General features: G+C 64.1%; 15 protein-coding genes. 9 read left to right on the top strand and 6 right to left on the bottom strand.

Translation table 11 applies throughout. From position 1 onward, the window contains the following. Window positions 1–159: 159 nt before the first annotated feature. Window positions 160–1,644 carry an ABC transporter substrate-binding protein gene (locus RID42_15090; GenBank protein MEQ8249002.1) on the bottom strand — a complete coding sequence of 495 codons (1,485 nt, stop codon included), beginning with the start codon at window positions 1,642–1,644 and terminating at the stop codon, window positions 160–162. 173 nt (window positions 1,645–1,817) lie between these two features. Between RID42_15090 and RID42_15085 the strand changes: the two genes are divergently transcribed. After that, a complete protein-coding gene (locus tag RID42_15085; GenBank protein ID MEQ8249001.1) occupies window positions 1,818–3,257 on the top strand; it encodes an aldehyde dehydrogenase family protein in 1,440 nt (479 codons plus the stop codon). 21 nt (window positions 3,258–3,278) lie between these two features. Beyond that, complete coding sequence (locus RID42_15080) at window positions 3,279–4,037, top strand: glucose 1-dehydrogenase (protein ID MEQ8249000.1); 759 nt, start codon at window positions 3,279–3,281, stop codon at window positions 4,035–4,037. A gap of 156 nt (window positions 4,038–4,193) precedes the next feature. Here RID42_15080 and RID42_15075 read toward each other — a convergent pair whose 3' ends face one another. Both RID42_15075 and RID42_15070 read right to left on the bottom strand, forming a co-directional pair. Continuing rightward, the gene (locus RID42_15075) at window positions 4,194–5,057 is read right to left on the bottom strand and encodes a phosphodiesterase (protein MEQ8248999.1); all 864 of its coding nucleotides are present in this window, start codon (window positions 5,055–5,057) and stop codon (window positions 4,194–4,196) included. Between the two features lie 104 nt (window positions 5,058–5,161). Beyond that, window positions 5,162–5,398: a DUF6356 family protein gene (locus RID42_15070; GenBank protein MEQ8248998.1), complete on the bottom strand. Its 237-nt coding sequence runs from the start codon at window positions 5,396–5,398 to the stop codon at window positions 5,162–5,164. A gap of 115 nt (window positions 5,399–5,513) precedes the next feature. Between RID42_15070 and RID42_15065 the strand changes: the two genes are divergently transcribed. The 3 genes from RID42_15065 (at window position 5,514) to RID42_15055 (ending at window position 9,072) form a co-directional block, all read left to right on the top strand. Then, window positions 5,514–5,972 (top strand): Lrp/AsnC family transcriptional regulator, encoded by a 459-nt coding sequence (locus RID42_15065; protein ID MEQ8248997.1) that lies wholly within the window; start codon window positions 5,514–5,516, stop codon window positions 5,970–5,972. Window positions 5,973–6,037: 65 nt separating this feature from the next. Then, window positions 6,038–7,510 carry a Phenylacetic acid catabolic protein gene (locus tag RID42_15060; protein MEQ8248996.1) on the top strand — a complete coding sequence of 491 codons (1,473 nt, stop codon included), beginning with the start codon at window positions 6,038–6,040 and terminating at the stop codon, window positions 7,508–7,510. A 14-nt stretch (window positions 7,511–7,524) separates the two neighbouring features. Further along, on the top strand, window positions 7,525–9,072 hold the full coding sequence (locus RID42_15055; GenBank protein MEQ8248995.1) for a class I adenylate-forming enzyme family protein: 1,548 nt from the start codon (window positions 7,525–7,527) through the stop codon (window positions 9,070–9,072). A 7-nt stretch (window positions 9,073–9,079) separates the two neighbouring features. On the opposite strand, the gene RID42_15050 is transcribed toward RID42_15055, so the two are convergent. Then, window positions 9,080–9,982, bottom strand: coding sequence for a sensor domain-containing diguanylate cyclase (locus RID42_15050; protein MEQ8248994.1), 903 nt, complete (start codon window positions 9,980–9,982; stop codon window positions 9,080–9,082). 281 nt (window positions 9,983–10,263) lie between these two features. On the opposite strand from RID42_15050, the gene RID42_15045 reads away from it, so the two are divergent. Continuing rightward, window positions 10,264–11,130, top strand: coding sequence for a dienelactone hydrolase family protein (locus tag RID42_15045; GenBank protein MEQ8248993.1), 867 nt, complete (start codon window positions 10,264–10,266; stop codon window positions 11,128–11,130). Window positions 11,131–11,201: 71 nt separating this feature from the next. Here the strand turns inward: RID42_15045 and RID42_15040 are convergent, their stop codons facing one another. Beyond that, window positions 11,202–11,693: a DUF1772 domain-containing protein gene (locus RID42_15040; GenBank protein ID MEQ8248992.1), complete on the bottom strand. Its 492-nt coding sequence runs from the start codon at window positions 11,691–11,693 to the stop codon at window positions 11,202–11,204. Window positions 11,694–11,714: 21 nt separating this feature from the next. Beyond that, a complete protein-coding gene (locus tag RID42_15035; protein ID MEQ8248991.1) occupies window positions 11,715–12,299 on the bottom strand; it encodes an NAD(P)H-dependent oxidoreductase in 585 nt (194 codons plus the stop codon). 68 nt (window positions 12,300–12,367) lie between these two features. Here RID42_15035 and RID42_15030 point away from each other — a divergent pair, with 68 nt between their 5' ends. From RID42_15030 to RID42_15020, 3 genes are read left to right on the top strand one after another with little or no spacing between them, the layout of a single operon-like run. Further along, the gene (locus RID42_15030; protein ID MEQ8248990.1) at window positions 12,368–12,973 is read left to right on the top strand and encodes a TetR/AcrR family transcriptional regulator; all 606 of its coding nucleotides are present in this window, start codon (window positions 12,368–12,370) and stop codon (window positions 12,971–12,973) included. A gap of 57 nt (window positions 12,974–13,030) precedes the next feature. Beyond that, a complete protein-coding gene (gene pyrC / locus RID42_15025) occupies window positions 13,031–14,077 on the top strand; it encodes a dihydroorotase (protein ID MEQ8248989.1) in 1,047 nt (348 codons plus the stop codon). Window positions 14,078–14,104: 27 nt separating this feature from the next. Next, window positions 14,105–15,487: an MmgE/PrpD family protein gene (locus tag RID42_15020; GenBank protein ID MEQ8248988.1), complete on the top strand. Its 1,383-nt coding sequence runs from the start codon at window positions 14,105–14,107 to the stop codon at window positions 15,485–15,487. Window position 15,488 lies beyond the last annotated feature (1 nt).

Raw genomic sequence — 15,488 nt, 5'->3', positions numbered from 1 at the left:
ACGCGGGCGCGACACGTACAAAAAGAAAATCCTCCCCCTTGAAAAGGGGGAGGGCAGGGAGGGGGTCGTTTCCCATCGTCATCCGATGCGAACCCCCAGCCGAAACCTCCCCCTGAAGGCAGGGGGAGGTGACAGTTCAGGCCGTCCCGTCGGGACCGGCTAGTTTTCCCAGCTTAGCGCCGCGACTTCGTTGATGAACGAAGGCCAACTCGCCCACATTCCCGTGAGGCCTTTCTTGGCGACGCTCAGTTTCGCCAGTTCGAAAAGGAAGCCATTGACCGAATCTTCAGCGATCTTGGTCTGCGCCGCTTTGATCCATTTGGCTTGGTCTTCCGGCGTGATCGCGGCCTCGAACTTCGCATAGATATCGCGGAACTCGGGGCTGTCGTACTGCCAGTAGTATTCGGCGTTAGTGTAGTTGTTTACGTCCATCGGCTCGACGTGCGAGACGATGGTCAGGTCGAACTGCTTGCCGCGGAACACCTGATCGATCCACACCGGCCATTCGACGTTCTCGATCTTGGCAGTCACGCCGACCTGGCTCAGCATGTCGGCAATCACTTGACCGCCGTTCCGGGCGTATCCGACCGGCGGCAGCTTGAGCGACAGCTCCAGTTTTTCGTGACCCGCTTCCTTCAACAACGCCTTCGCCTTGGCGGGGTCGTAGGCGTACATCCCGGTGAGATCGAGATACGTCGCGTTATGCGGCGCAAAGTGCGACCCGATCGGCGTGCCGTAGCCGAACATCGCCGCATCGACCAACGCCTGCCGGTCGATTGCGTGCATCAGGGCGCGGCGCACCCGAACGTCGGACAGCGCGCCGGCCTTATTGTTCATCGTCAAGATCGTCTCGCCTTCAGTCGTGCCTTCCAGCGCGGTGAAGTTCGGGTCTTTTTTGAATTGCTCGAACAACTGGGGCGAAGCCAGGTTCACCATATAGTCGAGATCGCCCGCGAGCAGCGCGTTGACCTGGGCGTTGCCGTCGTTGATGAAGCGAAATTTGGCCTTCTTCATCTTGATGTTGGCGGCGTTGCGGTGGGCCGGAAACAGTTCGAGGTCGACCGAGTCGCCCTTGGTCCAGCGCACGAACTTGTAGGGGCCGGTGCCGATCGGGTTTGTCATATTGTCGGCAGCGGAGGCCTCATCGATGATCGCCCCGGTCGACTGCGCCAACTTGAACAAGAACAGCGCGCTCGGCGACTCCAACGACATCACGACCGTGTGGTCGTCGGGAGTCTCGATCGCTTTGATCGACTGGTACATGGCCTTGGCTTTGTTGCCGCTTTTCTCGGCGGCGGCGGCTTCTGCCGAAAACTTGATGTCCGCGGAGGTAAACGCGTTGCCGTCGTGGAAGGTTGCGCCCTGCACCAGGTCGAACGTGTAGGTCTTGCCGTCCGGCGAGATCTTCCAGCTCTTCGCGAGCATCGGGCCGATGACGCCCTTTTCGTCGATGCGCACCAAGCTTTCGAAGATGTTGTACATCGTCACTTCGCTAATGGCCGCCGAGGCGCCCTGCGTCGGATCGAGTCCGGGTGCCGGTTCCAGCGTCATCCCGATGCTGACTGAATCCTTCATTTGCGCCTGTGCGGCGAACGGCGCTAACGCCGTCGTTGCCAAGGCCGCGGCTACGAGTAGCTTTTTCATTGTGATCTCCCTAATGGGCCCAAATAGCGGGCTTGTTCTTATCGCGCCCGACGGTCTCGTACGTCCGGCCGAGGCAAAACTATAGCACCGGTCGGCACCGCCCGAACCCTGTAAAGACATGGATTGGGCCGGTCCGACGGGCTAGGTTTCGCCCGACCCACGTGCGAGGACCCATGCATCAGGCCCAAAATCTCATCGGTGGACGCTGGCGAACGGCCCAGGATGGGCGGACTCTGGACCTTTTCGACCCCAGCGTTGGCTCTCCCTTCGCCACCATCGCCCGCGGCGGCGCCGCCGACATTGATGCGGCGATTTCATCGGCCCGTCACGCTTTCGACACCCATTGGCAACGCGCCCCGGCGGTCGAGCGGGGCCGGCATCTGGCCCGCATGGCGGCCCTAATGGTGGGGGCGGCCGACGAACTCGCGCGCCTCGAATCCCGTGACACCGGCAAGCCGCTCAAACAGTCGCGCGTCGATGCCACGGTGGCCGCGCGCTATTTCGAATATTACGCGGGCGCCGCCGATAAGATTCAGGGCGACACCATTCCGTTTCTACCGGGTCACCAAGCCTTCACCCTGCGCGAACCGCACGGGGTCACCGGCCACATCATTCCGTGGAACTACCCGTTGCAGATGGGATCGCGCACGATCGCGGCGGCGCTCTGCGCGGGCAACGCGCTCGTGCTCAAGCCCGCCGAAGAAGCCTGCCTCACCGTGATGCGCATCGCCGAACTTGCGCTCGACGCCGGCATCCCGCCTGACGTGATCAACATCGTCACCGGCCTGGGCGAAGAGGCGGGGGCGGCACTCGCGGCCCATCCCGGCATCGACCACATCTGCTTTACCGGCTCGCCACCCGTCGGCGCGCAGGTGCAAAAGGCATCCGCCGATCACAACCGCAGTTGCACAATGGAGTTGGGCGGCAAGTCGCCGCAAATCGTCTTCGCCGATGCCGATTGGGACAAAGCGATGCCCACCGTGCTGGGCGCGATCGTGCAAAATGCCGGGCAGACCTGCTCCGCCGGCAGTCGCCTCTTGGTCGAACGCAGCATCTACGACGACTTCGTCGGCGAAGCTGCCAAACGCTTTGCCAAAATCAAAGTCGGCGCCTGGGAGGACGATCTCGATTGCGGCCCGCTGATCAGCGAGGTCCAGCGCGACCGCGTGCGTGGTTTCCTCGAAACCGCCGCCGCCGACGGCATCCCGATCCTCGCCCAGGCCGAGATCGACGCCGCCGCGCCGGCGGGCGGCTACTTCGTTGCGCCCACGCTCTACGGGCCGGTCCCGCGCGCCAACCGGCTCGCCAAGGAAGAAGTCTTCGGCCCGGTCCTGTCGGCCATCCCGTTCGACGACGAGAACGATGCGGTGCGCTTGGCCAACGACACTGACTATGGCCTGACCGCTGGCGTCTGGACCGAAAACGGCGGACGCCAATTGCGTCTCGGCAAGGCACTCAAATGCGGCCAGGTCTTCGTCAACTGTTATGGCGCCGGCGGCGGCGTCGAACTTCCCTTCGGCGGCGTCAAGCGCTCCGGCTTCGGCCGTGAAAAAGGCCTCGAAGCCCTCCACGACCTCACGGTTTGCAAGACCGTGATCATCAAGCACGACTAGGGGAACGGCAAAGGAGCCAATATGAAACTCGCCAATAAAGTCGCCGTCGTTACCGGTGCGGCCTCGGGCTTCGGCGAAGGTATCGCCAAGAAGTATGCCCAGGTGGGCGCCAAGATCGTCGTGGCCGACCTCAACGACGACGGCGGTGCTCGGGTCGTGACCGAGATCGAAAAGGCCGGCGGCACCGCGTCCTTCATCCACACCAACGTGGCCATCGGCGAAGATGTTGCCGCCGCGGTCCGCCATGCCGTCACGACCTATGGCGGGCTCGACATCATGGTCAACAACGCGGGCTGGGGCTACGCCAACCGCTCCAGCCTCAAGATCAGCGAGGCCGAATTCGACAAAGTCTTCGCGGTCAACGTCAAGAGCCTGTATCACGCCACGATTCACGCCGTGCCTGAACTGCGGCGCGAAGGCCGCAAAGGCGTGATGATCAACATCGCCTCTACCGCCGCCGTGCGCCCGCGCCCGAACCTCACCTGGTATAACGCGACCAAGGGCGCCGCGGTCGTCGTCACCAAGTCGCTCGCGCTCGAACTCGCCCCCGACATTCGCGTCTGCGCAATCAACCCGGTGATCGGCGAAACCGCGCTCACCGAGACCTTCATGGGCATGCCCGACACCCCCGAGAATCGAAAATCGTTCCTGGCCGGCATCCCCATGGGTCGGTTCTCGACCCCGCTCGACATCGCCAACGCCGCCCTGTTCTTGGCCAGCGACGACGCCAACTTCCTTACCGGCGTCTGCCTCGAGGTCGACGGCGGCCGCTGCGTTTAGGGGCGACGTCGCTCCAAAACCCCGCCCGTCATCCTGAGCCAGCCCCGGCGCGCATAGCGCGCGGGGGCTGACGGTGTAGGAGGGTGAGAAACAATCAGGATGACGGTAGTGGTGGAGATGAATGCCGCGCAGGCAGATTGCCGCGCGCCGCCGCCCCTAAACCCCCATCTCCGCGCGCGACTTCTCGAAGAACGCCCGCGCCCGCGCCATCATCGCCTTGTCATGGTGATCGGGCGGGTCGTACCAGCCGAAATCGTCGATATACAGCGTGTGCGTGACCAACCCGGTTTCCGGTGTCCAGTGGTGCAGCGCGACGGCCGGCGGTTCCTTCGTCGATTGGAGGAAATTCGTGCCCTCCAGGTCCAACATCATTTGGTGCGCCGTGCTGGGGGCGACGGTCGCGACCGTGCCGCCCCAGCGCCGCGTGATAGGGCGGTGGATGTGGCCGCAGACCACGCCCTCGATGGTGTCGTAGCGCCGCACGGTCGCCTCGAATTCATCCGCGCCTTTCAGGCCGATCGCGTCCATCCACCACACGCCGGTGCGGAACGGCGGGTGGTGCATGAAAATCAATGTTGGGGCGCCGGGTTTCGCGTCCAGTTGGGCCGTCAGCCACGCGAGGCGGTCCGCGTCCATGTCGCCGCCCGGATGATTGGCCACACGGGTATCCAATCCGATCAAACGCAACGGCCAGTCCTCCACGACGTACTGCATCGAGCCGTCGGCGGGCCAATAGGCGACCTCGGGAAACGCGGCGCGCATCGCGTCGGGCTTGTCGTGGTTGCCCGGCACCATGAAAACCGGCGCGGTGGCTTGCGCCAAAATGCGGCGCAGCGCCGCGTAGGCTTCGGGGCCGCCGCCCTCGGTCAAATCGCCCGTCGCCAAGATGAGGTCGACCGCCGGCGTCAGCGCGTTGAGGCGCGCGACCGCAGCCTCCAGCATGGCGTTGGTCGGCACGACCTCGCCCATAAGTTCGCCCTCGGGCATGACGTGCATATCGGTGATTTGGGCAATCAGCATGTCGCTCTCCACGGCTGCGGACGCGCAGTCTAGCGAGCGAACGCGGGGCGTCCACCCACAGGGGCTGGGCCCCTTGCGGGGGAACATTTAGAGGGAGGTTGTCTTTATTCGGCGGCGATGGGGGCCGCGCTCGGCGGGCGGGCGCGGTTTGACACCATGCGGTCGTGCAATGCCGCGATCGTCCGCGAACCAGTCTTGACGAACAGGAACGGCAGGGCGCCGTGGACCAGGCAGGCGAGGCCGCCCAAGATCATGCTGACCCCAAATCCGGTGGCCGAAGACAAATGTTCGCCGTAGGTCTCGTTGACCGAGGCAGGGTGGGCGGTGAAGGCATTTTTCATGGTGGTCGAACAATAACCGCGTTGCTGCCGAAATTTCTTGCGTTTTCGACCCTCAACCAGGTGAAGTGCGGTAGTTTTTACCTGAAAATACAAGAAATAGGGGTGAACATTTCACATGGACCAAATAGACCGCAAAATCCTCGCGACGTTGCAGGAAGACGCTGGGCGGCCTGTGGCCGATATCGCCGCCGCGGTCGGGCTGTCGCAATCGCCGTGCTGGCGGCGCATCCAGAAGCTTGAGGCCGACGGGGTCATCCAACGCCGCGTCGCGCTCCTCGATGCAGCCCAGCTCAATGTCGGGGTGACCGTGTTCGTCGCCGTGCGCACCAGCCGCCACGATCTGGAGTGGATCGAGGCATTCGCCCGGGCCGTGGTCGATATCCCCGAAGTGGTCGAGTTCTACCGCATGTCGGGCGAGGTCGATTACATGCTGCGGGTCGTCGTCCCCGATATCGCCGCGTTTGACGCAGTCTACAAGCGCCTCATTGCCCGCGTCCCGCTCAGCGACGTCACGTCCAGCTTCGCAATGGAGCAAATCAAGTACACCACCGCGCTCCCGCTCGACTACGCCTAAACCGGCTGGGCAGCTTGACTCAGGATGCCGCGCGCGTTTCGCTACCGCCGGGCAGGGAGACATCTATGGTAGTGGCAGAAGTTGGAACTCAGGTCGCGGCGGCACGGGTCAAAATGCACCCCGACGAACTTACGCCGCACGCGCGTATCGCTCTCGCGCGGGTGCTTCAAACCCTGTTGCAAATCGAATGCAACAAGCAGCAGGTCAAAGAAGTCTACGTACACTTCCCGACGCCCGAGGAGAACAAAGAGGCCGCGCGCGAACGCGGTCTCCAGGGCCGCCGAATCGAAGAGGTCGCGGCCATCCTCCAATCGATCGGCACCGACCCTAATCCCGGCATCGCCACCGGGCTCAAAACGGTTGAGGGCACCGCCCATCGCCCGGCGATGTTCCGCGCGCCCATCGCCGACTGGAACGACTTCCTGATGTTTCGCTACCTGCGCGACCGCGCCCAGGCGTCCTGGGCGCTCGGCTATCTCGGCACCGACTACGTGCCCTTCGCGGTGACCGTCGCCCGGCTCTTCATGCACACAGCGCTTGGGAGCCAGCGTCCCACCGCCTATTGCGATTGGACCGACCATCAAATCGTGCGTCTACGCGAACGCTTGAGCAACGGTTTGCAAGACGAGTTGCAAGCGTCGCTCGATCGTTGGTATCCGCTCGCCCTAGCGCTCGTCGCCGATACCGCGGGCGAGGCCGCGGAACTTGAGGCTGGAATTCGCGGTCGCGCCGCCGTCGTCGGTGAAAGGGTTTTTGTCGAAACGGTCGCCGCGGAAATGGGCGCGCTGGGCTTAACAGTTCCGGACTCCGCCGCCCGCTTCACTGGCCGCGACATTGAAACCGTCTACCTCGACGGCCGCGCCGACCTTCCGGCCGCCTACCGCGCCAAGTTGGTCAAGCTCCTGAAGATGCACCTGAGCTCCGAATACACTACGACCTACCTCGAAGCGCTGGACCCGCCCACTGCCGAGGACATCGCCGAGTGGTCCCACACCATTCAGGAAGAGGGCGAGCACGGCGAAGGCATGGTCGATCTCCTGCGCAACCTCGGCGAAGACGCCCAGGCCGTCATCGACGACATGCGCTACGGCGAGGGCGCCTACCTGCTCGACTTCTTCAAGATAGAAATCGAATCGTGGGACGAAATCGGCATCATGCGCTGGCTCTCCGAGCGTGCTGCTGGGTACCAGTCGCTGGCCTCGCTCGGGTCCAACTACATCCCCTACGCCCTATGGTCGGCACGCAATTACATGGACGAGGGCATGGCGCATGCCGGCGTCGGCAAGGAAATTACCCGCCGTGCGATCGACGAAGGCCGCATGGACGAAGTCCAGCGCTTGTTCGACAAGCGCTACCCCTCGGTGATCGACTATTTCGGATCTGAAAATCCAAAGAACGAATTTATCGATTTGGGCATCAAGGTCCGCAGCAATGCCGAGTTGCGCCGCCGCTGGCTGACCGACCAGGTGCGCGATTGCGCCGAGCTTGGCGTGCGAATGCCCGACGATCCCCTCAAAGGCGATCGCATGCACTACTAGGGGCGGCTGGGCCCATGATTCCCTCGGCGCACAACGCCATCGACGTCGCCGCGCTGGTCCGTCGCGCGGGCAAGGCGTATCCGCGCAAGACGGCGATCGTTTGGGAAGAGGGCGCCCGCACCTACGCGGACCTGCTGGCCCGGATCGACGCCCTAGCCGGTCAGCTGCGCGAACTCGGCGTGCGCGAGGGCGAGCGCGTCGGCCTGGCACTCGCCAACGGCCCGGTCTTTGTCGAGGGCTACCTCGCCACGGCCCAGCTGGGGGCCATTGCGGTGCCGCTCAACCCGCGCCAAAGCGAGCGCGAACACGACCACATCCTGGGCGATTCCGAACCGCGGGTGTTGATTGCCGACGCCGCCGCGGCGCCCACCTTGCGCCGCGCCAAGCGCGTCACCGCCTCGCACCTGCTCACCGACGGCGTAACGATGCCGAACGGGCACGACTACGAAGCGGCGGTCCAAGCCGGGATGGCCACCCGCCCGCCGCGCCCGGCCATCGACCTCAACGCGCCGGTCGCGATCCTCTACACCTCGGGAACGACCGGACGGCCCAAGGGTGTGGTGCGCAGTCAGTTCGCCGGCGCGATGATCGTCGCCCTGCGCCAATCGGCGATGTTCATCGGTCCCGAAACGGTGTTGCTTGCCTCGACACCGATGTTCCACGCCGCCGGTCACGAGTTCATGTTGCTGCAGACGTTGGCAGCAGGCGGCACCGTGATCTCGCGGCGTGGTTTCGATCCGGCGGCCATCGTGGCGGCGGTCGATACCCATCGTGCGACCCATGTCTTTTTCGTACCCACGATGTCGGCGGCGATTGTGGCGGCGATGACCCAGGCCGGTACCGCGTGGCCGAGCGTGCAGCTATGGATGTCGGCGGCCTCGCCGCTGCCCGACTGGGTGCGCGATGCAATCCTTGCGGCGGCGCCCGGTGCGCGGTTGTGGAATTGCTACGGCCTGACCGAAGGCGGCACGCTCACCTACATGCGCGACGATGCCATAGCGGGCCGTCCGGGGACCTGCGTCGGCTTACCTGGCCCCGGCATGGAGGTGCGCATCGTTGATCCCGCTGGCAACGACGCGCCACCGAACGAGGTTGGCGAGATCGTTTGCCGCTCACCCGAATCGATGTCGGGATACTGGCACGATTCGGGTTTGACGGCGCAGGCGGTGCGCAACGGTTGGGTCCATTCGGGCGATCTCGGATTTCTCGACGACGACGGGTTCCTCACCCTGTCGGGCCGCCTCAAGGATGTTGTGATTACCGGCGGCGAAAATGTCTACGCCGCCGAAGTCGAGGGCTTTCTCGCCGAAGACCGCGCCGTGCGCGAGGTCGCCATTATCGGCGTGCCGCATCCGCATTGGGGCGAGGCCGTCGTTGCCCTGGTCGTCCCGGTCGAATCGGGGGCCGATCTTGCGGCCACGCTGGAGGCCCAAGCCAAGCAGGGCCTCGCACCGCCCAAGCGCCCCAAACGTTATGTGATGAGAGACGCGCTCCCGCGCAACGGCATGGGCAAGGTGATCAAGGACGACCTGCGCGCCGAATACGCCGGGCTGTTCGACTAGTCGCGGCTCACGCCGTCGTATGCACCGTGTTGCGGCCCATCTGCTTGGCTGAATACATCAGGCTGTCGGCGCGGGCGAGGGCGGCGTCGATGGTCTTGTCGGTACCGACAATGCCGGAGATGCCGCCGCTCAACGAAATGCCGTCCACGATCGCATCGCCGATACGGATCGCAGAATCGCGCAGTTCCGAGCGAATCCGTTCGCAGGCACGCTCGGCGACCTCGACATTCGCGCCGTCGAACAGGATGACGAACTCGTCGCCGCCCAACCGGCCGGCAGCGTCGCTTTGGCGAATGCTCTTGGTGATGACCCGCGCGATGCGCGTAATCACCGCGTCGCCTACCGCATGGCCGTGGGTGTCGTTGATCTTTTTCAAGTGGTCGAGATCGAGCACCGCGACCGACATCGGGTGATCCCGGCCACGCGCGGTTTCGATCTTGTCGGTTGCCACGCGCAGGAAGCCGCGCCGATTGAGCAGCCCCGTCAGCGGTTCGGTATCGGCCAGCTCTTGCAGCCGCCGACGCGCCTCGGTATCGACCAAGGCGTCGCGGACGACTGCGGCCAGAAACCAGTCGCCGTCGATCTGCATCCTCTGGATCGAGGCGCGCACGGGGCGCTCGCCGCCCTCTTTGCACAACACAGATATCGCGTCGCGGTCGCCCATCTGCTTGGCGTCTACGTCTCCCGCGAGGAATGCCGCAAACTTGTCGGCATGCCCCTGGCGCACCTCCAGCGGAATCAGAATTGAGAGCGGTTTCCCGACAAGTTCTTCCGGTTCGTAGCCGAACAGCTTTTTCGCCGCCGGATTCACGAAAAGGATGGTCTCTTCGGCATCGCACACGACAAACACGTCGTCGGCGACACGCACCAAGGCCTCGAGGGTCTTCGACAGTTGTTCCGCGGTTGCCATTCCGTTCCCCCATTCTCGAAACGCCCATTCTATGTACAGGCTTCGGCCAGAATTTCCCAGCCGGGGGCAGGTCGCCCGTCATTTCGGGTGCCCCGTTATGCCGGAACGGTCCGCGGTGCGGCGAATGGGACGAGATCGCATATATGCGCCTTCGTGGATCACGAAATGCGGAGGCGATATTGCGTGCCCGTGTCGCCTAGGGAAGATATTGGCCACCGCCGCTGTTTGTCGCGTGAGGGCCGGTATTTTCCGGCCAACGATCCGCACCCATGGGAGTGAAAATGTCCGACCCACGCATCACCCAAGAGATGATCGATCTCTATAACGAATTCGCCCACCAAACCTTCGATCGCCGCGCGTTCATGCGCCGTCTCGCCGCTTTGGCGGGCGGTTCCGCAGCGGCCTACGCCATCGTGCCGATGATCGAAGCGAACCAAGCCCAGGCCGCGATGATCGCCGCCGACGATCCACGGGTGAAAACCGAAGCGATTACCTTTGGCGACGGGGTCAAAGGCTATCTCGCGTGGCCGGCCAACGCCTCTGGTAAACTGCCGACGATCGTCGTGATTCACGAAAACCGCGGGCTCAACGACCACATCCGCGACGTTGCACGCCGCGCCGCGCTCGAAGGCTTCGTCGCCCTCGCGCCCGATTTTCTGTCGCCCAACGGCGGAACGCCGTCCGATCCAGACGCCGCGCGCGCGATGTTCCAAGGCCTCAGCCGCGACGGCGTCATCGCCAACGGTCGCGCAGCGGTCGCTTTCCTCAAAGGTCATCCGGCCAGTAACGGCAAAGTCGGTGCGATGGGCTTTTGCTGGGGCGGGGGCGCGGTCAACCAGATCGCCATCAACGAACCGGACTTGCTCGCTGCGGCGCCGTTTTACGGCCCGGTGCCCGACGCCGCCGAAGTGCCCAAGATCAAGGCCAAGATGATGTTGCACTACGCCGGCAACGACAACTTCGTCAATCCAGGAATTGCGGGCTACCGCGATGCGCTTGCAGGCGCCAATGTCGATCACGTCGTTCACATGTACGAGGGTGCCAGCCACGCCTTCCACAACGACACCGCGGGCGCCCGCTACAACAAGGAGGCCGCGGAGCTTGCCTGGAGCCGCACCATCGCCTTTATGAAGGCGAACCTGAGTTAAATCGCGCAAGACGTGTTTCAGGGGCGGGCCGCCGACTTGATTGGCGGCCCGTTTCCTTTGTGCCGGTGCGTTTATGCTGCACCCAGGGCAACCGCACCGCTCATCAAACAAATGGATGCACCGGACGCCGCCACGGTGCGCACATGGTTCCACCGCGTCCAACGCACCGCGTAACGCCGCCAATAGGCGTCGCCGTCCGGCGATCCCGCTAGCCGGTCCAGCTTCTTGTTCATCGGAACATTGACCGCGACTGTCACGGCAAAGGTCCCGGCGAGATAAAGCACACCGCCGACCGCGATCCACGCCGCCGCCGCGCCCGACAGCCCGAACGCTGCATAGGGCACGAGCAGGGCCGCGATGACCGCCATCCCGAGGAACAGTCCCAGAAAAAGCGAGCCGTAGACGCGGCGATTGACCGCCGCCATGGCCGAAGCCCCGTGGGCGCTCGGGATTTCGGCGAGGGACCTCATCATGAAATCCGAGAACGTCAGGAAGACGCCGGCCACCAAGCCAGTGGCGACACCCGCCGCCAAGCAGACATAAACAATCCAATCGAACGCCATCGTGTTTTCCTCCTACAGGCTTCAGGTTGCGGCTCTCAGGCCCATGGTCCGGGCGGCGCCGATCCACCGTTGGATCTTTCGCGGGCTCGCGAGCTTGACCGAACCGAATTGAACGATCGATTTCGCTTTGATTCCGCAAAACCCCAGGACCTGATTTTTCATCACGCGTCGCGCCGGTTTGCGGTAAAGCCAAGTATCGAGCAGGGGCGGCGTGTCCGAGGTGATGATTGCGTCGGCCGTCTTGCCGGTGAGCAACTTGTCCCAGGCCACGCCGCGTTTGTGGTATTTGAACCCAAATCCGGGCGCCAGCGCTCGGTCGAGCACCGCCTTCGCCCGGGTCGGCATGGCACCCCACCAATACGGGTGAACGATCAACAGGTGGTCTGCCCACGCGATATTGGCCTGCCATTCCCGCAGATCGGGTTCCAGCCCCGCCGCGCCGCCCTCGAAACCGGCGACGGTCATATCGAAGTCCATCGCATTCAGGTCCATCCGCCGTACCTCGGCACCAGCATCTTTGGCGCCGGTTTGATAGGCATCCGCGATTCCCGCGCACAGCGACCCCGCCGTCGGATGGGCCACCCAGATAAACAACCGTTTCGTCATCGATTCCCTCCATCGCTACTTGACACTGTGTCAATTGACGTCGTGACAAGTAGGGCGTACTTTACATCATGTCAAGTTCCAATTCCGATACCCGCACTCGAATCTTGAATGCGGCGTGGGCCCTACTGGAGGCTGGGCAGGGCGCAAACGTGCGTATGTCCGACATCGCCAAACAGGCGGGCATCAGTCGGCAGGCGCTCTATCTTCACTTTCCGACCCGGGCCGATCTCCTGGTCGCGACGACGCACCATGTCGACGCGGTCAAGGATGTCGACGGGCGGCTAGGCCCTAGTCGGACCGCGGCCACCGGTATCGACCGCCTGAATGCCTTTATCGACGCGTGGAGCAACTACATTCCCGAAATCTACGGGATTGCGACCGCCCTCATGGCGGTGAAGGATTCCGACGAAGCGGCGGCGCATGCTTGGCGGGAACGGATGCTGGCTGTGCGGCACGGCTGTGCGGCCGCGGTCGCGGCGCTGGCCAAAGACGGTGTGCTGACGCCTGACTATTCCCCCGATCAGGCGACCGACATTCTGTGGGCGCTCCTATCGGTCCGTACCTGGGAGCACTTCACGCAGGAGTCGGGGTGGCCGCAGACTCGTTACGCCGACACCATGAAGCGCATGGCGGCACGCGTGCTGATAGTCGATCCCTCAACATCGCCGACGTAGGATCGACCGACGGTATCGCAAGGCTTACCGCGGCGGCATAATGCGGCCATGACAAACATTCCCGAACGATTGACCCTGCGCCGGCCCGACGATTGGCATGTCCACCTGCGCGACGGGCCGATGCTCGCCGCCGTCGTCCCCCATACTGCGCGCCAGTTCGCGCGCGCCATCGTGATGCCCAATCTCAACCCGCCGGTCACGACCGTCGCCGCCGCGCAGGCCTATCGGGGCCGTATCCTGGAGGCGCTCGGTCCGGACACGGACTTCACGCCGCTGATGACCTGCTATTTGACCGACGCTGCCGATAGTGGCGAGATCGAGCGCGGCTTCGGCGCGGGTGTCTTCGCCGCGTGCAAGCTCTATCCCGCCCACGCGACGACCAACTCCAGTCACGGCGTTACCGACACCCGCAAGATCTATCCGGTCCTGGAAACGATGCAGCGGATCGGGATGCCGCTCCTCCTGCACGGCGAAGTGACCGACAGCCATGTCGACATCTTCGACCGCGAAGCGGTGTTCATCGACCGCATCCTCGCCGGACTCATTGCGGACTTTCCGGCACTCAAGATTGTCTTCGAACACATCACGACGTCGGCGGCTGTCGACTTTGTCGAGGCCGGCGGCCCCAACCTCGCCGCCACGATCACGCCCCATCATCTTGAGTTCAACCGCAACGCCATGTTCGTCGGCGGCATCCGCCCGCACTTCTATTGTCTGCCGGTGGCCAAGCGGGAAGAACATCGCCTGGCTCTGCGGCGGGCGGCGACGTCGGGCTCGCCGAAGTTTTTCCTCGGTACCGATTCGGCGCCCCATGCCGTCGGCGAAAAGGAGGCGGCCTGCGGCTGCGCCGGCATCTTCAATGCGCCGGTCGCGCTCGAAAGCTACGCCAAGACCTTCGAGGAAGAAAACGCATTGGATCGTCTCGACGCCTTTGCGTCCGAGCACGGACCGCGGTTCTACGGCTTGCCCTTGAACGATGGCAAGATCGTGCTGGAACGCCGGCCCAACACCGTCCCCAATCTCGTGCCTGCCGGGCCAGGGATCGTACCGTTCCATGCCGGCACCACGCTCGCGTGGAGTCTGGCCGGCCCCGATGTTCCGTGAGCGCGCCGGCGCGGGCATAATGCCGCGATGACCGCCAACATCGCCGAGGCATTCGCGTGCAGCGCCCATCGCATCGTCCCGGACTCGCTCCCCGCCGAGGTGCGCGCTAAGGCGAAGCTCCATATCCTCGATTCGATCGGCAACGCGCTCGCGGTCAGCCGCGACCCGTTCGCCGATACTACGCTGCGCGCGTTGGCGCGCTTTGGGTCCGGTTCGCACGCCGTGATCGGTCGCCGGGAAAGGTTATCGCTGCGCGATGCGATGGTCGCCAACGGCGCGCTGATCCATACACTCGATTACGACGACACCCATACCCCAAGCCTCAACCATGTATCGGCCTGTGCGGTCCCATTGGTTCTCGGGTTGGGAGCGGAAACCGGCGCAACCGGCGCGGCGATGCTCGCGGCCTACGTTGTGGCCTGCGAAACCGCGGGCCGGCTTGGGCGGGCGGTCCATGGCGGTTTCCATGGGCGTGGCTTCCACGCCACGGCGCTGTGCGGCACTTTTGGCGGCGCGCTCGGCGCGGGCCATCTGCTGGGCCTGGATCCGGGGCAACTGACCCACGCCCAGGGGATCGCGCTCAGCTACGCCTCGGGCACCAACGAATGGCTTGCCGACGGCGCCTGGACCAAGCGCCTGCACCCGGGCAAGACCGCGGTCGACGGTGTTACCGCGGCCTACTTTGCCGCCGACGGATTCACCGGTGTCAAGCGGCCCTATGAGGGGCCGCGCGGGCTCTACGCGAACTACCTTGCCGAGGGCGCACCGGTCGATTGGGACTACCTCGCGCGCGGCATCGACGACGACTGGGAAATGCTTAATGTCGCGATCAAGCCGTTCCCATTGTGCCACGCCAACCACGCCTTCACCGATTGCGGCATCGCGCTCCGCGGCAAGGGGATTAAGGCCGCCGATATCGCGCGGGTCGATGCGCTGTTGCACGAACGCCAATTCGGGATCGTGTGCGAACCCGAATCGCAAAAGAAAAATCCTTCGTCGGCCTACGAGGCGCAATTCAGTTTGCCGTTTTCCTTTGCCGCCGGACTCGTTCGCGGCCGCTTCGGGTTGGCCGAACTCGAACCCGATTGCTGGAGCGATCCCGAGATCCTCGCGCTAGGGCAAAAGGTCTTCCACGGCGTCGATCCCGATTCCGCGTTTCCCGACTTCTATTCCGGCGCGGTCGCCGTCACCCTCAACGATGGCTCGGTCGTCACCCACCGCGAATCGATCAACCGCGGCACCCGCGAGCGTCCCCTGACGCAGGGCGAGATCGTCGCAAAGTTCCAGGACAATGCTGCGCACGGATGCGACGCCGCCCAGGCCGCGCGCATCGTCGATTGCGTCCTCGATCTAGAAACATTGAAGAACGGCGAAACGCTCGCCGCGATCCTGGCGAGAAAGGAAAGCTAAC

Source organism: Alphaproteobacteria bacterium (assembly GCA_040216735.1).
Taxonomy (GTDB): Bacteria; Pseudomonadota; Alphaproteobacteria; order SHVP01; family SHVP01; genus CALJDF01.
Note: the sequence above shows the minus strand (reverse complement) of the source record. Positions and strands in the feature narration are given on the sequence as shown.